The sequence below is a fragment of the Pseudarthrobacter defluvii genome (genome assembly GCF_030816725.1).
Taxonomy (GTDB): Bacteria; Actinomycetota; Actinomycetes; order Actinomycetales; family Micrococcaceae; genus Arthrobacter; species Arthrobacter defluvii_A.
In genome coordinates this window covers 96626-115252 of record NZ_JAUSYG010000001.1, presented here as the reverse complement: position 1 = coordinate 115252, position 18627 = coordinate 96626, and the positions used below count along the sequence as shown (strand labels likewise).

Here is an 18627-nt window from a genome sequence, read left to right as displayed (position 1 = left end):
CTAGACAGCCACCAGCCCTGCGGCCTGGGCCAGCAGCTCGACGGACCGCAAGCGCTCCTGGGTGCCGTTGCTCTGGTGCGCCACGATGAGTTCGTCGGCGTCCGCGTGCTTGCCGAAGCTGTCCAGGTAGTCGATGACGACGTCGGGCGTCCCCACTGCCGAGTACGTCATCATTTGTGCCATGTGCCGTCCCTGCGGCGAGTCCAGGATCATGTCCGCCTCGTCGTCGGTGAACTCCCGGGTGCCGCCGCCGAAGAACAGGGAGACGCGGGCACGCTTGGTGGCTTGGAACATTGCCTGCGCTCCGGAAGCGGAGTCGGCGGCGATCACGTTGACGCCGGCGATCACGTGCGGGGCATCCAGCTGCGCGGACGGCTTGAACTCGCGGCGGTAGATGGCCACCGCGTCCTGCAGGGCGGCCGGGGCAAAGTGGGATGCGAAGGCATACGGCAGGCCCAGCTGCGCGGCCAGGCGGGCGCCGAACAGGGATGAGCCCAGGATGTAGAGCGGGACGTTGGTGCCCTTGCCCGGGGTGGCTTCGACGCCCTGGATGCGGGTGGGGCCGGTCAGGTAGCCCTGCAGCTCGAGGACGTCCTGCGGAAAGCTGTCCGCGGACATGGGATCGCGGCGCAGCGCGCGCATGGTGTTCTGGTCGCTGCCCGGGGCCCGGCCCAGGCCCAGGTCGATCCGGCCCGGGTGGAGGGTTTCCAGGGTGCCGAACTGCTCGGCGATGGTCAGCGGGGAATGGTTGGGCAGCATGATGCCGCCAGCGCCCAGCCGGATGCTTTCGGTGTGCGCGGCAACGTGGGCGATCAGCACGCTGGTGGCCGAGGAAGCGATGGAGGACATGTTGTGGTGCTCGGCGTACCAGATGCGCCGGTAGCCCAGCTTCTCGGCGCTTTGCGCCATGGCCACGCTGCCTGCGAAGCTCTCCGCCGCCGTCTGGCCTTTGCCGATGGTTGCCAGGTCAAGGATGGAGAGGGGAAGAGTCACGTCGGGTGCGGCCTTTCAGGAGCGTTTCGTATGAGTCGCCGGCCGGATTGCGGCGGGCACTTCACGCATAACGACGGCGGAGCCCCGCTTATTTCTGTGATCCGGGGAATACTCAGCATACTGATGATGTTGCCGCCCCTATGAGCCAAGATTCAACGAACCAGCTGGAACTGTCCGCAACCATCGACCTCAAGGACCTGGGAACCGTGCACCGGCTCGGTTTTGGTGCCATGCGCATCGTGGGTGACGGTGTCTGGGGTGAGCCCAAGGACCGCCAAGCCGCCGTGGCCGTGGTGCGCCGCGCCGTCGAACTCGGGGTGGACTTCATTGACACCGCCGACTCCTACGGCCCCAACATCAGCGAGGAAATCATCGCCGAGGCGCTGCACCCGTACAAGGAGGGGCTGAAGATCGCCACCAAGGTGGGCTTCACCCGGACCGGGCCCAACAAGTGGATTCCCGTTGGCCGGCCGGAATACCTGCGCCAGCAGACCGAGCTGAGCCTGCGCAAGCTGAAGGTGGACACCCTGGACCTGCTGCAGCTGCACCGGATCGATCCCAAGGTGGACGCCGAGGAGCAGTTCGGCGTGCTTCGCGAGCTCCAGGACGAGGGCAAGGTCCGCGCCCTGGGCCTGTCCCAGGTGAGCGTTGAGGACCTGGAGGCGGCCAGCAGGCACTTCACGGTCTCCACCGTGCAGAACCGGTACAACCTGACTGACCGGTCATCGGAGGACGTGCTGCGCTACTCGGAGGAGAACGGGATCGGCTTCATCCCCTGGGCGCCCATTTCCGCGGGTGAACTCGCTCAGCCGGGCGGCCCGCTGGACGAGGCCGCCAAGCGCCTGGGCGCCACCACCTCGCAGGTGGCCCTTGCCTGGCTGCTGCGCCGCTCCCCCGTGATGATGCCCATCCCGGGCACCGGCTCCGTGCAGCACCTGGAAGAGAATATGGCCGCCGCCGGCATCACGCTCGACGACGACACGTACGCTGAGCTTGAAGCAGCTGGCAAGTAAGAACGCGGCTTCAGCCACTTACGTCAGCAAAGACACTCACGTCAGCAAGGACAGGAGAAACAGCATGGCAAACATCCTGATGGTCGTCTCGGCCGCGGATTCCCTCACCATGAAGGACGGCAACGAACACCCCACCGGCTACTGGGCGGAGGAACTGGTGGTGTCCCACCAGACCCTGATCGAAGCCGGCAACACAGTCCACATCGCCACGCCCGGCGGCAGGAAGCCCACCGTGGACCAGGTGAGCCTGGCCGCTGAGTCGGCCGGTGGCGAGGACCGGGCGCAGGGTTTCCGCGACTACCTGGCCAAGATCGACGGCGAGCTTGCGCACCCGCTGGTCCTGGCCGACGTCGACATTGCCGCCTACGACGCCGTGGTGATGCCCGGCGGCCACGGGCCCATGGCAGACCTGTACAAGGACGCCGACCTGGGCCGCATCCTGGTGGCAGCGGACCGGAGTGGCAAGATCATTGCGCCGTTCTGCCACGGCCCCGCCGGTCTGCTGAGCGCTACGGAAGACGGCGCGTTCGCTTTCAAGGGACGGCGCCTCACGGTCTTCACCAACGAGGAAGAACTTGGCGGCGGCACCGGGGAGAACACGCCCTGGCTGGTGGAGGACGCGCTCAAGGAGAAGGGCGCGGTGATTGAGAACGCCGCGGCCTGGACCTCCAACGTGGTCCGGGACGGCAACCTCATCACCGGGCAGAACCCGCAGTCCAGCGAGGACGTGGCCAAGGAAGTACTCGCGGCGCTGGGCTAAGCGCTGGGCTTACCTCCAAGCCCCACATCCAGAAGGGACCAGTTCGGCTGAACTGGTCCCTTCTTTGCGGCGCGCGTCGTTGAGCGCCGGTCTCTATGCCTTGTGCATCAGGCGGCGCAGCCTCCGTTCGCGATGGTTCCGTCGATGGCCTTGATCTGGTCCTGGATGCTTCCAAGTCGGGCCGTGAGCTGGTCAACAACGTCCTTCTGCGTCTTGATCGCCGCAGTATTGTTGCCCTTCTTGGCCTGCAGATCCCGCAGTGTTTTCTGTGCAGCGGTCAGTTGGTCGTCCACTGCGGTCAGCTGCGATTGCAGGGAAGCGAGATTGGCCTGTGCCGCGCTGATCTGGCCGGTGAGTTGGTTGAGCTGGTCCAGCAGCGGTGCTACCCGACCCTGCAGGCTAAGCACATCTGCCTCCGCGGCGGCGATCAGCTTATTGAGGTCGTTGAGCTTCGTCGACAGGCTGTCGCCCAGGAGGTTCAGCTGCGCAATCTGCCCCGTCTTCTCCGTAACCGCCTGGTTGGCTGCATCCAGCGTTGCCTGCAGGCCCTTGAGCTGGTCCTGCAGGGTGGAGATTTCCGATTGTTTGTCCTCCACCGCGGTGTTGGCCTTGGCCAGTGCATCCTGCGCCTGGGTCAGTGCAGCCTTCTTCGCTTCCAGCACCGCCTTCTGGTCCGTGATGGCCTGCTGGGCCTGCTCCACGTCATCGGCCATGCCTGCCAGGGGCGCTTCGAGGTCCGCCAGGATCTGCTCCTGGGCTGTTACGGCGCTTGCCGCGTCCTTCGCTGTCTGTTCCAAATCCGGAAGCTGGTTCTGCAGGATCCTGAGGTCGGTCTGCTTGCCCTCAACTGCGGCGTATGCATCTTTGGCCGCTGACTGCAGCGAGGAAACCTGCGACTTCAGGACTTCGATTTCACCCTGCTTGGTGGTGACTGCGAGGTTGGCGGCTTCAAGAGATGCCTGCAGCGGTGCAGCGTTCTTTTGCAGGGTGCTGCTTTCCTGCTGTTTGGACAGCAACTGGGAATTCAGGCTGTCCACCTGTGCCTGCAGAGTCTTCAGGTCACCCTGAAGCCCTGAGATTTGTGTGTTCTTGTCCGTGATCTGCGTGTTCACAGTGGCGAGCTGCGCGGCGACGGCGTCGCGCTTGGCGATCAGGTCACGCTTTTCCTTTGAGTTGCCGTTGATTGCATCGATCTGTTTGTTCAGGTCAGCGATCTGCGTCTCCAGGCTGGTCTTTTGTGCCTGCAGGGCGGCGAGGTCCTTCTGGGCCTGGGCGATTTGGGCCTGCTTGGCGGCAATCTGGCTGGTCAGCGTCGTGATCTGGTTCTGGAGGCTGGTGATCTCGGCGTTCACGGTGGAGATCTTGTCGTTGTTGTCGGTGACGGCCTTGGCGGCTGCCGCCGCGTCGGCCTGGAGCGTTGCCAGGCCGGCCTGTGCTGCTGTGATCAATGCGTTCTTGGCGTCGAGGGCTGCCTTGGCCGCGGACGCCGTGGATTTCAGAACGGTGAGCTCCGCCTCTGCCGCGGCGATCTGGTCCTTCTTCGCGGTGACGGCTACGTCGGCGGTTGCAGCAGCATCCTGAACCCTGGCCAGCGTCGCCTTGGCCGCCTCCACCTTGTCTTGCTGGGTCTTCAGTGCGTCCGCGGCAGCTGTTCCTGCAGCCTCAAGCTCCTTCAGCTGGGCCTCAGCCCCGCTCACTTCCGTCTCTGCTGCGGTCACAGCGTCGGCGGCCTGCTGCGCCTGAGTGATTAGGGCTGCCAGGTCCGCCTGGGCCTGCTCGATCTGGGCTCCCTTGGCCGCGACGTCCGCGGCGGCCTTGGCGGCGTCCTGCTTCAGCGAGTCCAGCACGGCCTCAGCGGCGACGATTGCTTGGGTGTTGGCGGTCTGCTGTGCGGCCAGATCGGAAGCCTTGGCCTTGAGGTCGGCGGAGGCAGCCTGGGCGGTTTCCAGTTCCTGCTGCAGCGGCGCCAGTTCGCTGGCAACGCCTGCCTGCTGGCTCTTCAGGTTTGCAATGTCAGTCTCCGCAGTCTTCACCGCAGTCGTTAGACCCTCCTGCTCGAAGGTCAGCTTGTCCACCTCCGCCTGCGCTGCTTCTACCTCGCTGTCCAGCTGAGTCTCCTGCGCCCCAAGATCGACCAGCGCCTGCTGCGCTGCCGCAACCTGCGCCGTGAGCGAGTCTGCGGAGGTTTGAAGCTTCGCCTTTTCTGCCTGCAACGCGGCAATCGCGTCGGCGTTTTTCTTGGCCGCGGCCTTCAGCAGATTCTCCTGCACGGCGCCGCGGTGCGACAGCTGGTTGACCACGCCGTTGCACATGCCGGTGGTGGACGTCGTAGCTGCGTTTGCCGGCTGGACCAGCACCATGCTCGTGGCGAGCAGCCCTGGCAGGACAATAGCGGCTGCCAGTCGGCGGGTGCGGGCAGAGGGGGACGGGGAAGTGCGCATGCGAGCTCCTGTTGAGGCCATTGCAGCGGCCCACTCTGGCCGCTTTACATAGCCCACCGTAGGGTCCGGCATAGGGGTAGAACACGCGTAATCACCACTTGTCTTTTTTCCCCGAGTACTCGCTTTCTGCTGAATCCGTGACGGGCCTACTCGGCTGCCGGGCAGGTGACGGACGAACCGCCCCCAAATTTGACCGCCCCGGTCGTCCGGTTAACTGCTATGCAGACCCCGCGGCGGCGGCGCTCGTCCCGGAGGCCGTCAATGCCGACGGCAAGCTCACCGTGGTGACCACCGGAGGCGCGGCACCGCTCAGCCTGTTCGCGACGGACAACAAGACCCTGATCGGCAGCGAGGTGGACATCGCCTATGCAGTGGGCGGCGCGTTGGGCCTCGAGGTCGAGGTCCTGCCGGTGGCGTGGGCGGACTGGCCGCTGGGCATCGAATCGTCCAAGTACGAGGCCGTGCTCTCCAACGTCACCGTCACCGAGGCGCGCAAGGAAAAATTCGACTTCGCCACCTACCGCAACGACCTCCTGGGCTTCTACGCCAAGAGTTATTCCGGCAGCGGCGAGATCAAGGAAGCCAAGTACGTGGCCGGCAAGAGGATCGTCGTGGGCTCCGGCACCAACCAGGAAGCCATCCTGGTGCGCTGGGACGAGGAGAACAGGAAGAACGGCCTGGCTTCCATCCAGTTCCAGTATTACGACGACGATTCAGCCTCGAGCCTGGCCAAAGCGGTTGGGCACGCTGGAGGGCGGCTGGCCGCTGAAGGTCGATCTCGCCTTCACCACGAAGAAGGGCAACGGGCCGGCGGTCGCCGACGAAGGAATCCCCGCCGGGTGTGTCAGCAATCCGCTGGTGCCCGGCGGGGTCTTTCTATGGCTTTACCAGGCCGGCAGCGCGGGCACCGGGCCTGCCGCCTCAACATCATCGGCGGCGCCGCGTGCCAACCATTTCAGGAGGCCCTCCCGGTCCGACTCAACCCGCAGGGCGCCGTCACCGATGACCCATTCATCCCGTTCCTCGGTTACCAGCGTCATCCCCCGGCGCCCCCTTGGCGCGCATGGCCCGTACCACGGCCTCGATGGCGTTCAGCAGCGAATCGGGGTCGGCTTCCTCGATGGTCCAGGCGGTTTCCAGGTCATGGTGGTGCACCACCACCTCGGCAATCCGCAGCGCCACAATGGACGTGGCCGGCAGCTCCCGGCCGCCCACCTTTACTTCCGGTACCGCAAGCTCTCCGGTCAACCGCTGGGCTTCACCGGCGAAAGCGGTGGCCGAGTCCCGCACTTCAGCCAGGAGCTCCTCCCGCGGCATGGCAGCAAGGGCTGCGATAGCCTCCGCGCGCGCTTCAGGGGACGCGTACAGCTGGCGTTCCTCCCCGGACGTGGCCCAGTCGATCAGCCCGACCAGGGCGCGTCCGCTGGATGCGACGTGCGCAATAACTTCGGCACGGGTCCAGCCTTCACACAGCGAAGGAGCAGCCAGTTCTTCATCGGACAAGGAGGAGACCGTGGCAAGGAACATGTCCGTCTCCCGGCCCAGGCGGGACAGGTCTGAGTGCAGCCGTGCTGGATTGTTCATTCCGCCAGCCTAACCGCGGCGCCAGGCCCCCGGCCATGGTTACGGGCCGCCTGGTTCATACCGGCCGCGTATGGACTAAGACTGGTCCTCCCACCACCGCCAGAAAGCCGCTGCCGCCGGGTGCGTTTGGCCTGTTCCCGCGGGATCCATCACAAAAACTACCCCTTTGATATGCGGAAACGGCACAATGCACCCCCGGCGGGAAACCGGGTATTCCCCTCATATGCCGTGCGTCACATTGCCTGTCAGGCTGGGTTGCCGAGGCCCCGGCGCGGATCCATCCGAATCCCGCGACGCCTCCCCACCCGCCCCCCTGAAAGGACATGCGCCATGACGCTGCCGCACCCCCCATCCACGATCTCCGGAAACCCGGGAAAGGAGACCCGGACAGCCAACTGGGTGGCTTTCGTCATCTGCGCCGCCCTCCTGTTTGATGGCTACGACCTGGTGGTCTACGGCACTGTCCTTCCGGGACTGCTCGCAGACGCGGGCCAAATCGGTCATTTTGATGCGGCCACCGCCGGGCTCCTGGGATCCTGGGCCCTGATCGGGGTGCTGGTGGGGTCGCTGGCATGCGGGGCGGTCGGTGACTTCTTCGGCCGCCGCCGGCTGATGCTCGCGGGCATCGCGTGGTTCTCCCTGGGCATGTTCGCTACCGCCCTGGCCACGGATGTCACCGCCTTCGGTGCCCTCCGGTTTGCCACCGGGCTGGGCCTGGGCGTCGTCATCGCCAGCGCCGGCGCCACGATGGCCGAGTTCGCACCCGCGGGACGGCGGCAGTTCTACAACGCGATCGTCTACTCCGGGGTCCCCGCGGGCGGCGTGCTGGCATCCGTCCTGGGCATCGCGTTCCTGGACAGCATCGGCTGGCGCGGTCTCTTCATCATTGGATCCCTGCCCCTCCTGGTCATCCTGCCCATTGCCTGGCGGAAGCTTCCGGAATCCCCGCGGTGGCTGCTGGCCCGGGGCCGGGAAGAGGAAGCGCTGGCCGCTGCATGGCGCACCGGGGTGCCGCTCGCCGAAGAGCAGGTGATCCGGGAGGCCGGCGCCGTCCCGCGGAAATCCGGGTTCGCCGCCGTCTTTTCCCGCCAGTTCGCCGTGGCATCCATCCTGCTGGGCCTGATGTCCTTCTGCGGGCTCCTGCTGACGTACGGGCTCAACACCTGGCTTCCAAAGATCATGGAGGGCTACGGCTACGGCCGGACCTATGCCCTGTTCTTCCCGCTGGCCCTGAACCTCGGTGCCGTGGTGGGCGGACTGGTCGCTTCCCGGATGGCCGACCGGAACGGACCGCAGCGGGTTATCGCTGCCACGTTTGCCCTCGCCACCATTTCCCTGGGACTGATGACGTTCAGCTTTCCCCTGCCGCTGCTCTTCACCTTCATCGCCACCGCAGGGGTGGGAACCCTGGGCACCCAGGTGCTGGTCTACGGTTTTCAGTCCAACTACTTCACCACCAATGCCCGGGCCGCCGGCGTCGCCTGGTGCGCCAGCGTGGGCCGGCTGGGCGGGGTCCTGGGACCGATCATCGGCGGCTGGCTGGCAGCGGCGGGGATCGGCGGGGCAACAGCCTTCTACATTTACGGGGCGGTGGCCCTGCTCGGCGGCGCCGTCACCGTCCTGGTACCGCGCCAGCACAAGGTGGAGGAAGCTTTGCCCGTAGTTGAAGAGAAGCAAGATTACGTCGAAAAAGTATCTAAGTAAGGCTCTTTATGGTTACTCTATGAATCAATGAGGCAGCGTCGCGCCTCCCCCGACCCGTTAGAAAGGTGGCACCGGATGGAAATCCGCCAGCTGAACTACTTCATCGCGGTCGCGGAGGAACGGCACTTCGGCAGGGCGGCCAAGCGCCTGCACATGGCCCAGCCGCCCCTGTCCCAGCAGATCCGCCAGCTGGAAGACCAGCTGGGCGTCCAGCTCCTCAACCGCACCACCCGGCGGGTGGACCTGACGGCGGCGGGCCAGCTCCTGCTGGACCGCGGCCGCCAGATCGTCAACGACGTCGAGACGCTCCGGGCGGATGTCTACCAGGTGGGCAAGGGCGCCACCGGCGTCCTCCGGGTGGGGTTCTCCGGCTCGGCAACCTACGGCGTCATGCCCCGGATCGCGCGGCTCACCAAGCAGGTCCTTCCCGGCCTGTCGCTGGCGCTGAACGGCGAGATGCTGACGCCGTCCATGGAAGCGGGGCTGCGGAACGGGACCCTGGACGCGGCGCTGCTGCGTCCCCCCGTTGCGTCCGAGGAGATCGACTACCGCGTCGTCACCCAGGAGCCACTCGTCGTCGCGCTTCCCTCCTTCAGCGCCCTGGCGGTGGACCGGCCCGTGGCCATGCACGAACTGCAGGACCAGGACTTCATCGCCTACGCTCCGGAGTCCGTGCTGAACCGCATTACCTCGGACCTCTGCCGCCAGGCAGGCTTCCAGCCGCGGATCACGCAAGTGGTTGGTGAGACCTCCACAATGCTGGCGTTCGTGGCCGCGGGCGGTGGGATCGCCGTCATGCCGTCCAGCGTGCGTGCCTTCCAACTCGAAGGCGTCGCTTACCGGGAGATCGACAATGCTCCGCCGGTGGAACTCGCCGTCGCCTGGCTGCGCGGCCACCGGTCCGCCCTCCTGCAAAACTTCCTGGACGTTGTGGCCACGGCAACCGCTGACGCCTCCGCTCCCGCTGATGAAAGGCACCTCCCATCATGAAGATCGCAGCCATCGAGGCGATCCCCTACTCGATCCCGTACCGCCACCCGCTCCATTTCGCCTCCGGCTCCGTGCACGAGGCCGACCATGTCCTGGTCCGTGTCCACACCGATGACGGCGTGGTGGGAACCGCAGACACCCCTCCCCGCCCGTACACCTACGGTGAGACGCAGAAGTCCATCGTCGCGGTGGTGCAGGATGTCTTCGCCCCGCAGTTGGTGGGCATTGATGTCTTTGACCGGGAAAAGATCCAGGCCGTCCTGGCCCGGACCATCCACAACCAGACGGCCAAGGGCGCGGTGGACATCGCCGTGTGGGACGTCATCGGCAAGACCCTGGGGCAGCCTGTGACCAAGCTGCTGGGCGGCTACACCGACTCGCTGCGCGTCTCCCACATGCTTGGCTTCAAACCCGCCGAGGAACTCCTGGCACTGGCCCTGGAGTTCCGGGAAACGTACGGCATCAACACTTTCAAGCTGAAGACAGGCCGCCGTCCGCTGAACCTGGACATCGAGGCCGCCAGGGTGCTGCGGGAAGGCCTGGGCGAGGACGCCGAGCTGTACATGGACGCCAACCGCGGCTGGACAGCCAACGAGGCCGCCGAGGTACTGCGCCGCACCGCCGACCTCGGCCTGCAGTTCCTGGAGGAGCCGGACGATGCCCGCGAAGTCCTGGGCCGCCGCCGCCTGGTCACCAACTCCCCCATCCCCATTGCCGCGGACGAGTCCGCCGCCAACCTGGGCGAGGCTGCCCGCGAAATCCTCACTGGCGGGGCCAACCTCCTGTCCGTCAAGACCGCCCGGTCCGGCTTCACCGAAGCCGCCAAGATCGTTGGCATGGCCGAGGGCATGGGCATCGACGTCTACATCGGCAACCAGATCGACACGCAGGTGGGCACGGTGGCCTCGGTGGTGTTCGGCGCAGCCTTCGCCCACACCGCCAAGCGCGCGGCGGAGCTGTCCAACTACCTCGACATGACCGATGACCTGCTGGCCCGGCCGCTGGCGATCACCGGCGGCCGGATCCGCGTTCCTGAAGGTGCCGGTGCGGGCACTGACGTGGATGACGACAAGCTCGCCCACTACCGCACAGACTGACACCCACCCCTAGCACCGAGAGGTCATCCATGAAGTACCTGGTCCATATGGACGTAAACCTGCCCGCCGGCATGCCTGCCGAAGAAGCCGCCGCAATCAAGGCCACGGAGAAGGCCTACTCCCAGGAACTGCAGCGCTCAGGGAAGTGGCCCGAGATCTGGCGCGTGGTGGGCGAATACGCCAACTACTCCATCTTCGACGTCGACTCGAACGACGAACTGCACGGCATCCTGCAGGACCTTCCCCTGTTCCCGTACATGGACATCACTGTTGTTCCGCTGGCCAAGCACCCTTCGGACGTGAAGTAGCTACCGGTTAGCGCTGCGGCGTTGCGGGTCAGTCCTTGGCCCGAAACGCGGCCGCCAGTTCGCTGCGTGACCGGATTCCCATCTTCCGGTACAGCCGCGTCAGGTGGTACTGCACCGTCTTTTCGGCCAGGAACAGGGCCCGGGCCGCCTCCTTGTTGGTTGCCCCGGCAGCCACCAGCTCGGCCACGGCCTGTTCCTGGGCCGTGAGCTGTTGATGGTGGCCGCCCACCGAAGAAAGCACCGGATCCGCCGGGTCCGGCAGGTTCCCCACGTCCAGGCCCGTGGCCTTCAGCTCACGGTCGCACCGTTCCACGTACGTTGCCGCGCCGAGGGTGTCATACAGGTCCCGGGCCGCCCGCAGCACCGATGACGCCAGACGGCGCTTTCCGGCCCGGCGCATGCTTTGCCCGAACGCAAAACTGATCCGTGCCCGCAGATAGGGGCGGTTGAGCCCGCGAAGGTGCCCCAGCGCCGCCTCGAAGTACTCCCTGGCCGTGTCCGGGTCCCCCTGCGCGGCCAGCAGCCGCCCCCGCGCCCACGCCACGCGGGCCAGGTCCGAAGGCACTTCCCGCTCGCGATGCACTCCTTCGAACGCGGTGAGGAACGTCTCTGCGGCATCGAGCTTGTCGGTCATGACCAGCGCGTTGACGTAGGTGTCCTGCCACGGCCAGAAGGACACCCGTTGATCGGTCCAGGGGTCCAGTTCCGCCAGCGGCTGCAGGGCAGCCAGTGCACTTTCGTAATCCGCCCGTGCCTCGTGGAAGCGGGCACGCGCCAGGCTGGCCGGGACCTGCATGGCCCGGTAGGTTCCCGGCTGCACCGCGGCCTGTGACACGTAGTAGCGGGCCCGGTCCCAGTCGCCCCGCATGGACCACAGCTCGGCGGCCGTCCAGTACAGCAGCGGCCGGATCAGCGGCATCCGCGAGGTCTCCAGCCGGACGCTTGCCCGGGAGATGGTGGCGGCGGCCGCGTCCCAGTTGCCCAGCACAAGGTGGGTGCGGGCCAGCCAGGCCTCGGCCCACAGGGAGATCCGCAGCGATCCCCCGGGGATCGGTAGGGGCGGCCGACTCAAAATTCACCAGCGCGGACTCGGCGTTGTCCAGGCGCAGGGCCAGCCAGCCGGCACCCATCTGCACCCGCTGCTTCTGGGCATTCTCGGCCGCCTGGGCAGAGGCCCGCTGGTAGGAGGCCTCGGCGTCCGCTATCCGGCCCTGGGCATAGAGGCCCAGTCCGTAGATGGCCTCCGACTCGATGTGCGCCGGAGTTCCGGCCTCCGTGAGAGCCATGGCGCGTTCGGCCCAGCCGGTAATCATCGGACCGTCCCAGGAGGCCACCCCGTGGAGGACGAACCGCTGGGCCACCTGTGCTGCCGCGGCGGGTTCACGCTGCGGATTGCTGGTGCGCCAGGCCATCTCCAGTTGGCTTTGGGCGCTGTCATTCTGGCCGGACACCGTGGACAGGTACCCCAGCACCGAGGAGCGCAGGGGCGACGGCGGCAGGGCATCCACTGCCCCGGCCCATGCCTGCGCCTGGGCCACGTTGCCGGAGCCCACCAGGGCGTCGACGGCTTTCAGGAGCCGAAGGTTCCGGGCGCGGATATCAGGAGACAGCCGCGAGGCGGAGAACAGCGCGGTGGAGGCATCCTGCCATGCGCCGACCATCGCCTGCCGCCGCGCGAACTCTTCCAGTTCCGTGGCCAGGGCTTCGTCTGCGGCCGGGGTGGCCGCAAAGCGGTGGCCCAGCTGTTCGCCCTCGGACTGGACAACCTCGGCCGCCTTCCGGTGCAGGGAAATGCGCCGGCTGGGGACGATTTGTTCGTAGACGGCTTCCGCGGTGCCGGGTTCGAGGAAGGCGACGGCGGAGCGGGACTGGTCCACGGACAGCCCCAGCAGCCCCGCACGGTGCCCCTCGTCGAGCGCCGGCATGACGGATTCCAGGCCGCCCACCCTGGCCACCTCGGCCAGGCCCGCGCCGGGGCCGAGCACCGCTGCGGCTTCCGCGGCGGCGGCCAGGGCGGGGGACGCTGCGGCCAGGACGCTGCGGACCCTGGCGCGCACCCGGGAGGTGGGCGGCAGGGAAGGGAACCACGACTGCCACGTTTCCGGGGGCAGCTCACGGAGCAGCTCCACGATGGACTGGGCAATCCCGCCGGTGTGCGTCACCAGGCCATGGGCCGCCGTCGCGCTGAGGTCCAGGCCGAACAGGCTCCGGGCCAGGTCCTGGACCTGCTGCGGCGAGAGGGGCTCCAGCGGAATACGGGCCACCTGATGGCCGGTGAGGAAGTCGAGCACGCCGGCGGGGACGCGGGGCGCGTCAACAGGGTTGAGGGTCAGCAGGAACAGGACCCGCTTGTCGTGCAGCCTGCGCATGACGAAAGTGAGGATGCGCAGGCTCTCCTCGTCGAGCTTGTGGACGTCGTCGACGGCGACCACCACACTGCCGTGCGTCTGCAGGCCTTCAAGATGGGTGCTGAGCGTGGAGGCGTAGTTGACCACCTGGTCAGGGGTCAGGGAGGCGACGGGCCCCGGCGCCAGGGCCGGGCCGCCGTCGTAATCCTTCGCCGTCCGGAGCGGCAGGGTCCGCATGAGCTGGGAGTAGCCTGCCAGGGCGAACTGCGCCTCCCAGTCGTCCCCCATCGCGGACAGCACGCGGACGCCGCGGGCGGCCGTGCGGCAGTGGTCCAGGAAGAGTTCCAGAAGCGCGGTTTTGCCGGAGCCCGAGGGGCCGGACAGGACAACAGTTCCCACCTTGCCTTTGCGGACACTTCGGAGGATTTCCAGCAGCTGCTCGAACGCCGCGGCCCGGCCCGCCAGCGGGAAGTCCTCCGCCATCTCGCCCTGGGTGGAGCCCGCTGTCATGGCCGCAATCCTACCGGAGCGGCCCGGGCGCCCCTGGTGCCGCGCGTCCAGCACCGGCCCCTACCCCAGGTCGCCGCCGGCCACCGGGAGGATGCTGCCGGTCAGGTAGGACGCCTCGTCCGAGGCAAGGAACACGATGGGCGCCGCCTGCTCGTCCAGGGTGCCGTAGCGCTTCATGAATGAGGAGTCCACCGTCTGGTCAACGATGGTCTGGTACCAGTCCTTCTCGGTGGCGGATTCGGCGTCCGGCCCGCGCTTGACCTTCCGCGGCGGGGCTTCCGTGCCGCCCGGGGCGGTGGCCACCACGCGGATGCCGTGCCCGGCCACCTCCATGGCCAGCGACTGGGTCAGGGCGTTCACGCCACCTTTCGCCGCGGCGTAGGGCACCCGGTGCATTCCGCGGGTGGCCACCGAGGAGACGTTCACGATTGTGCCGGAGCCCTGCTCCATCATGGCCGGCAGGACTGCCCGGCAGGTCCACAGCGTGGGAAAGAGCGAGCGGCGGATCTCCTTCTCGATCTTCTCCTCGTCGTACTCCTGGTAGGGGCGGGCCCAAATGGTGCCGCCCACGTTGTTGACCAGGACGTCCACCCGTCCGTGGGCCGCGAGCGCGGCCTTGATGGCCTGGGTGGCGCCGGCGAAGGTCTCCAGGTCCGCGGTGACCGCCGTGGCCGACCCGCCCGAACCCGACACCTTGGCGGCTTCCCCGATGCCGCGGGCAACGTCGTGGACCAGGTCCGCGCGGTCCACCAGGACCACGGCACCGCCTTCGGCGCCGATGCGCTCGGCCACCTTCTGGCCGATTCCCTGGGCGGCACCGGTGACGACGGCGACCTTGCCGCCGAACCTGCCCGGGGTCACGTATTGCCCGGCGTACGGCGCAGCCATCAGTGGGCAACCTTGGCGTCGATGGCCCCGACCATGGTCCCCTTGGCATCCTGGGCGTGGGCCATGATGACTTCGCGCAGCCTGGCTTTGTCCCCGCGTTCAAAGGCGTCGACGACGTCAAGGTGGTCCTGCGTGACGCGCTCGAAGATCGGCGTGCCGGCTTCGAAGGCCGCGGCCATCTGGGCGTGGACGTCCAGGCGCCGGTAGGACTCGAGGAGCATCGGGTTGTCGCAGACCATGAAGAGGTACTCGTGGAATTCCTCGTTGGTGCGCGCGAACTCCTCGGGGTCCGTGATGTTCCCGCCCCGCACCGAGCCGGTGGTGGCTTCCGCGAGCCGGCGGAACTGGCGAAGTTGCTGTTCGCTGAGCCTTCCCAGCAGCAGTTCGCTGACCGCAAGCTCCAGGCCCATGCGGGCGTCCAGCTGGGCGAAGCTGTCCTCTTTCCGGAAGTCGAGGCGCCCTGTTTCCAGCGAGGACACGGCCTCGCCGCGGCTCATGGTGTCGCCTTCGGCCTGGATCTTCCCGGCCGGTGCCGGGGCGCCGGTTTCGGCGTCGCCCCCGGTGGTCTCCTTCGGCGCGAAACGTTCGAAGTAGAAGTTGGCGGGCTTGATGCCTTCGGCATCCAGCCACTTGGAGACGGCGTTGACCATGGGGGGCGGCCCGCAGAGGTAGATGTCCACGTCGCCGTCGTTGAGGTGCTTCGGTTCGATGATCTGGGTGACGTAGCCGGTGTGCGGGGCGGAGGTGCCGGGCTCCGAGGCGATGTAGTCCCAGGTGAAGCCGGGCAGTTTCGCCTCGTAGGCGCGGAGCCAGTCAAGGCCCACGATGTCGGCCTCTCGGGTGAGCCCGTAAATGAGGTGGACCGGGGTGGACGGCGGGTTTTCGGAGAGCTTTTCCAGGATGGACAGCAGTGGGGCCAGCCCGGTGCCGCCGGCCAGGAGCAGCAGGGGCCGCTTCGGTTCGCGCAGGAAGAAGGATCCGTAGGGGCCGGTGAATTCGATGGCGTCGCCTACTGCGGCGCGGTCGCGCAGGTACTCGGACATGGCGCCCTGCGGGGTCACGCGGACCATGAAGGACGCATCGTCCACCTCGGGGCCGCTGCTGAAGGAGTAGGAGCGCTCGGCATCGGTGCCGGGGACCTTGACGTTGACGTACTGCCCGGGGAGGAAGGCCAGCGCGTCACGGTTCTCCACCTCGAGGGTGAAGGACACCGTGGTGTCGGTGTGCCGGTTGAGCTCCTTGATGGTGGAGGTGAAGGACGCGGCTGCCGTCTTCGCCGATTCGGACGTGGCCGGGATCTGGATGGCCAGGTCGGACTCCGGCACTGCCTGGCAGGTGAGCAGGTAGCCCTTTTCGAGTTCCTCCTCCGTCATGGCATCGTCGATGAAATCGCCCGGGTCGAAGGAACCGGAATCACAGAAGGCCTTGCAGGTGCCGCAGGCGCCGTCCCGGCAGTCCGAGGGAATGTTGATGCGCGCCTTATAGGCGGCATCCATGACGGTCTCATAGTCGCCGACCTTGATGACTTTGGTAACGCCATCTTCGAAGCTGAGGGCTACTTTGTGGCCCATGGGGTCCTCCTGACTGGCCGGGCGCGCCATCGCGGCCCGGAAAAAGTTATGGCGTGCCCGGCGGGCACAGTGGTGGAAGCTGCCGTGCGGCGCCCGTACGTCCCGGGCGCCGGCTGCAGGCGGGTCAGATCATGTAGACGTCCACCACGTGGTGGATGTAGTCGTTCTTCAGGACCACTCTCTTCTTCAGGATCACCGGCTGCGGACCGGAAAGGTCCAGCGTGTAGTAGCTGGTGCCGAAGTAGGTGTCCGTCGTGTTGTAGCGGAAGTAGAGGGTGAACCAGTTGAAGCGCACCTCCACCTTGCCGACGTCGTTCGCCAACACCTCGACGTCCGTGATGTTGTGGCCCGTGCGCGGCTCCGGGAGGGAGGTGGCCGAAGACCTGTCGGTCTTGATCCGGAACACCCGGTCCTCGATGCCGCCGCGGTTGTCGTAGTAGATCAGGGAGATCTCATTCTGGGGATCCTGCGTCAGCTGGTCGTCCACGTCCCAGGCCGGCATCCAGAATTCGGAGTCCGGGTGGTAGCACTCCAGCCATTCATCGAACTGGCGGTCATCCAGCAGGCGGGCTTCCCGGTAGAGGAACGCCCGGACGGTTTCGAGGGTTGCGATCTCCTCCGCGGTCTTCAGGACCGGGGCGGTGTGGGTCAGGTTGGTCATGGGTTCTGCGCTCTCTCTGGTTCCGGCGGGCTCTCTCAGGCGATGACGGGAACGGATTCCAGGGCGGAACACTCCTCTTCCTCCGCCAGGGCCCGGTCCATGACTTCCTTCCAGTAGCCGTGCTGGATGGGGTAGAGCCCCTCGTCTTCGGTGCGCACGCCGGAGGCGATCACCCTGGTCATGCCCAGGGCCTGCGCCTGCTCATCCGGGCCGGCGATCTCGTGTGTGGAGCCGCGGGTCATGTCGTTCCACGGTGCGCTGGTGGCCCAGTAGGTCTTGTTGCAGGAGCGGAATTCCTCCAGGTCGTCCGGCGTGGCCATGCCCGTGGCGTTGAAGAAGTCCTCGTACTGGCGGATGCGCTTGGAGCGGTTCTCCTGGGACTCGCCCTTGGGGGCGATGCAGTAGATGGTCACCTCGGTCTGGTCCGCGGAGATCGGCCGGAAGTGGCGGATCTGCGAGGAGAACTGGTCCATGATGTAGACGTTCGGGTACAGGCAGAGGTTGCGGGAGATGTTGATCATGAAGTTGGCCATCTCCTCGCCGTACTTGGCTACAAGCTCGTCGCGGCGGTCCCAGAGCGGGCGGTCCTCGGGGTTGGTCCATTCCTGCCACAGCAGCAGGTGGCCGTGGTCGTAGGAGTAGAACCCGCCCTTGACCTTGCCCCATTTGCCGGCGTCCATGGCCTTGGTCTTGTTGGCGGAGTCTCCGGCGCTGCGGCGGGCCGTGGTGGCTGCGTAGTTCCAGTGCACGGCGGTGACGTGGTAGCCGTCCGCCCCGTTCTCGGCCTGGACCTTCCAGTTGCCGCCGCCCCGCAGGCAGCGTGGGGAGCAGGAGCCCTTCCTGTCCCATTCAACGAAGAAGGTGGACATCGTCATGACCCAAACCCCAACGGACAGCCGCACGGAAAACGAAGGCACCGCCGTCGAAGCAGGCTCCAAGGCAACCGAACGGTTCGCCGCGTCAGGAAAGCTCTCCCGCGTGGATGTATCCAAGGAACGGCTGAGCCTGCTGGCCGGCGCACTGATCAAGGCCGCCAACGACATCGTCGTCGAGCACCAGGTCACCTACGAGGAATACAACGCCCTCAAAGCATGGCTGATCAAGGTGGGCACGGACGGTGAATGGCCGCTGTTCCTCGACGTCTGGCTTGAACACACCGTGGAGGACGTGAACTCCCAGGACCGTCCCGGCACCGTGGGCACCATCGAGGGTCCCTACTACGTTCCCGGCTCTCCGGAACTCCAGACGCCCGCCACCGTGGAAATGCGCGACGACGAAGAGGGCACCCCGCTGCGCTTCACCGGCCAGTTCACCGACACCAACGGCAGCCCCATCCAGGGCGCCCAGGTGGAGATCTGGCACGCCGATGCCGCCGGCTTCTACTCCCAATACGCCCCGGGCCTGCCCGAGTGGCTCTTCCGTGCCACCGTCAAGGCCTCCGACGACGGCCGGTTCGAAATCAACACGATGCGTCCGGCGCCCTACCAGATCCCCACGGACGGGGCCTGCGGGCAGCTGATCAGCGCCGCGGGCTGGCACGCCTGGCGTCCGGCGCACATCCACATCAAGGTGTCCGCACCGGGCTACGAACCGGTCACGCAGCAGCTGTACTTCCCCGGCGACCCCCACAACGCGGACGACATCGCCTCGGCCGTGAAGCCTGAACTGATGCTGGACCCCCGCCCCCGTACCGACGGGAAGGGCGAGGAAGTAGTTTATGACTACGTCCTGGCAAAGCAGGGCCAGAAGAAGTAGCACG

General features: G+C 66.8%; 17 protein-coding genes and 1 pseudogene. 8 read left to right on the top strand and 10 right to left on the bottom strand.

What is annotated here, in order from left to right; translation table 11 throughout:
- On the bottom strand, positions 1–993 hold the full coding sequence (locus tag QF031_RS00450) for an LLM class flavin-dependent oxidoreductase (protein ID WP_307422603.1): 993 nt from the start codon (positions 991–993) through the stop codon (positions 1–3).
- Between the two features lie 140 nt (positions 994–1133).
- Here QF031_RS00450 and QF031_RS00445 point away from each other — a divergent pair, with 140 nt between their 5' ends.
- Both QF031_RS00445 and QF031_RS00440 read left to right on the top strand, forming a co-directional pair.
- Complete coding sequence (locus QF031_RS00445; RefSeq protein WP_307422600.1) at positions 1134–2006, top strand: aldo/keto reductase; 873 nt, start codon at positions 1134–1136, stop codon at positions 2004–2006.
- A 64-nt stretch (positions 2007–2070) separates the two neighbouring features.
- Positions 2071–2766 (top strand): type 1 glutamine amidotransferase domain-containing protein, encoded by a 696-nt coding sequence (locus QF031_RS00440; RefSeq protein WP_307422597.1) that lies wholly within the window; start codon positions 2071–2073, stop codon positions 2764–2766.
- A 107-nt stretch (positions 2767–2873) separates the two neighbouring features.
- Here the strand turns inward: QF031_RS00440 and QF031_RS00435 are convergent, their stop codons facing one another.
- Positions 2874–5207: a chromosome segregation ATPase gene (locus QF031_RS00435; RefSeq protein WP_307422594.1), complete on the bottom strand. Its 2334-nt coding sequence runs from the start codon at positions 5205–5207 to the stop codon at positions 2874–2876.
- Between the two features lie 182 nt (positions 5208–5389).
- On the opposite strand from QF031_RS00435, the pseudogene QF031_RS00430 reads away from it, so the two are divergent.
- Positions 5390–6026 (top strand): annotated as a pseudogene (locus tag QF031_RS00430) (transporter substrate-binding domain-containing protein); the annotation flags it as partial.
- Between the two features lie 65 nt (positions 6027–6091).
- Here the strand turns inward: QF031_RS00430 and QF031_RS00425 are convergent.
- Together QF031_RS00425 and QF031_RS00420 are read right to left on the bottom strand one after the other, a co-directional pair.
- The gene (locus tag QF031_RS00425) at positions 6092–6247 is read right to left on the bottom strand and encodes a hypothetical protein (RefSeq protein WP_307433576.1); all 156 of its coding nucleotides are present in this window, start codon (positions 6245–6247) and stop codon (positions 6092–6094) included.
- Complete coding sequence (locus QF031_RS00420) at positions 6219–6791, bottom strand: maleylpyruvate isomerase family mycothiol-dependent enzyme (protein WP_307433027.1); 573 nt, start codon at positions 6789–6791, stop codon at positions 6219–6221. The genes QF031_RS00425 and QF031_RS00420 overlap by 29 nt, the downstream gene beginning before the upstream one ends.
- Before the next feature lie 330 nt (positions 6792–7121).
- Between QF031_RS00420 and QF031_RS00415 the strand changes: the two genes are divergently transcribed.
- The 4 genes from QF031_RS00415 to catC all read left to right on the top strand — a co-directional run bounded on the left by QF031_RS00415 (position 7122) and on the right by catC (position 10890).
- Positions 7122–8495: an MFS transporter gene (locus QF031_RS00415; protein WP_307422589.1), complete on the top strand. Its 1374-nt coding sequence runs from the start codon at positions 7122–7124 to the stop codon at positions 8493–8495.
- 75 nt (positions 8496–8570) lie between these two features.
- On the top strand, positions 8571–9485 hold the full coding sequence (locus QF031_RS00410) for a LysR substrate-binding domain-containing protein (RefSeq protein ID WP_307422586.1): 915 nt from the start codon (positions 8571–8573) through the stop codon (positions 9483–9485).
- Entirely contained in the window at positions 9482–10582 is a 1101-nt protein-coding gene (locus tag QF031_RS00405) for a mandelate racemase/muconate lactonizing enzyme family protein (RefSeq protein WP_307422584.1), read from the top strand. The genes QF031_RS00410 and QF031_RS00405 overlap by 4 nt, the downstream gene beginning before the upstream one ends.
- 29 nt (positions 10583–10611) lie before the next feature.
- Positions 10612–10890: a muconolactone Delta-isomerase gene (gene catC, locus QF031_RS00400; RefSeq protein ID WP_307422580.1), complete on the top strand. Its 279-nt coding sequence runs from the start codon at positions 10612–10614 to the stop codon at positions 10888–10890.
- 28 nt (positions 10891–10918) lie between these two features.
- Here the strand turns inward: catC and QF031_RS00395 are convergent, their stop codons facing one another.
- The 6 genes from QF031_RS00395 to QF031_RS00370 form a co-directional block, all read right to left on the bottom strand.
- Positions 10919–11254, bottom strand: coding sequence for a helix-turn-helix domain-containing protein (locus tag QF031_RS00395; RefSeq protein WP_307422577.1), 336 nt, complete (start codon positions 11252–11254; stop codon positions 10919–10921).
- Positions 11226–13748, bottom strand: coding sequence for an AAA family ATPase (locus tag QF031_RS00390; RefSeq protein ID WP_307422576.1), 2523 nt, complete (start codon positions 13746–13748; stop codon positions 11226–11228). Before QF031_RS00390 ends, QF031_RS00395 begins: the two co-directional genes overlap by 29 nt.
- A gap of 60 nt (positions 13749–13808) precedes the next feature.
- Complete coding sequence (locus QF031_RS00385) at positions 13809–14636, bottom strand: 1,6-dihydroxycyclohexa-2,4-diene-1-carboxylate dehydrogenase (RefSeq protein WP_307422574.1); 828 nt, start codon at positions 14634–14636, stop codon at positions 13809–13811.
- A complete protein-coding gene (benC, locus tag QF031_RS00380) occupies positions 14636–16207 on the bottom strand; it encodes a benzoate 1,2-dioxygenase electron transfer component BenC (protein WP_307422572.1) in 1572 nt (523 codons plus the stop codon). The genes QF031_RS00385 and benC overlap by 1 nt, the downstream gene beginning before the upstream one ends.
- 124 nt (positions 16208–16331) lie before the next feature.
- A complete protein-coding gene (gene benB / locus QF031_RS00375; RefSeq protein WP_307422570.1) occupies positions 16332–16868 on the bottom strand; it encodes a benzoate 1,2-dioxygenase small subunit in 537 nt (178 codons plus the stop codon).
- A 35-nt stretch (positions 16869–16903) separates the two neighbouring features.
- A complete protein-coding gene (locus QF031_RS00370) occupies positions 16904–17743 on the bottom strand; it encodes an SRPBCC family protein (protein WP_307422568.1) in 840 nt (279 codons plus the stop codon).
- Between QF031_RS00370 and catA the strand changes: the two genes are divergently transcribed.
- Positions 17742–18623: a catechol 1,2-dioxygenase gene (gene catA / locus QF031_RS00365; RefSeq protein ID WP_307422566.1), complete on the top strand. Its 882-nt coding sequence runs from the start codon at positions 17742–17744 to the stop codon at positions 18621–18623. The genes QF031_RS00370 and catA overlap by 2 nt on opposite strands.
- Positions 18624–18627: the final 4 nt, after the last annotated feature.

What these genes read in the sequence shown, in the direction of transcription:
- QF031_RS00445 (WP_307422600.1), top strand. Translation starts at nt 1,134, where the DNA reads ATGAGCCAAGATTCAACGAACCAGCTGGAACTGTCCGCAACCATCGAC.
- QF031_RS00440 (WP_307422597.1), top strand. Translation starts at nt 2,071, where the DNA reads ATGGCAAACATCCTGATGGTCGTCTCGGCCGCGGATTCCCTCACCATG.
- QF031_RS00435 (WP_307422594.1), bottom strand. Translation starts at nt 5,207, where the DNA reads ATGCGCACTTCCCCGTCCCCCTCTGCCCGCACCCGCCGACTGGCAGCC.
- QF031_RS00425 (WP_307433576.1), bottom strand. Translation starts at nt 6,247, where the DNA reads ATGACGCTGGTAACCGAGGAACGGGATGAATGGGTCATCGGTGACGGC.
- QF031_RS00420 (WP_307433027.1), bottom strand. Translation starts at nt 6,791, where the DNA reads ATGAACAATCCAGCACGGCTGCACTCAGACCTGTCCCGCCTGGGCCGG.
- QF031_RS00415 (WP_307422589.1), top strand. Translation starts at nt 7,122, where the DNA reads ATGACGCTGCCGCACCCCCCATCCACGATCTCCGGAAACCCGGGAAAG.
- QF031_RS00410 (WP_307422586.1), top strand. Translation starts at nt 8,571, where the DNA reads ATGGAAATCCGCCAGCTGAACTACTTCATCGCGGTCGCGGAGGAACGG.
- QF031_RS00405 (WP_307422584.1), top strand. Translation starts at nt 9,482, where the DNA reads ATGAAGATCGCAGCCATCGAGGCGATCCCCTACTCGATCCCGTACCGC.
- catC (WP_307422580.1), top strand. Translation starts at nt 10,612, where the DNA reads ATGAAGTACCTGGTCCATATGGACGTAAACCTGCCCGCCGGCATGCCT.
- QF031_RS00390 (WP_307422576.1), bottom strand. Translation starts at nt 13,748, where the DNA reads ATGACAGCGGGCTCCACCCAGGGCGAGATGGCGGAGGACTTCCCGCTG.
- QF031_RS00385 (WP_307422574.1), bottom strand. Translation starts at nt 14,636, where the DNA reads ATGGCTGCGCCGTACGCCGGGCAATACGTGACCCCGGGCAGGTTCGGC.
- benC (WP_307422572.1), bottom strand. Translation starts at nt 16,207, where the DNA reads ATGGGCCACAAAGTAGCCCTCAGCTTCGAAGATGGCGTTACCAAAGTC.
- benB (WP_307422570.1), bottom strand. Translation starts at nt 16,868, where the DNA reads ATGACCAACCTGACCCACACCGCCCCGGTCCTGAAGACCGCGGAGGAG.
- catA (WP_307422566.1), top strand. Translation starts at nt 17,742, where the DNA reads ATGACCCAAACCCCAACGGACAGCCGCACGGAAAACGAAGGCACCGCC.
- QF031_RS00370 (WP_307422568.1), bottom strand. Translation starts at nt 17,743, where the DNA reads ATGACGATGTCCACCTTCTTCGTTGAATGGGACAGGAAGGGCTCCTGC.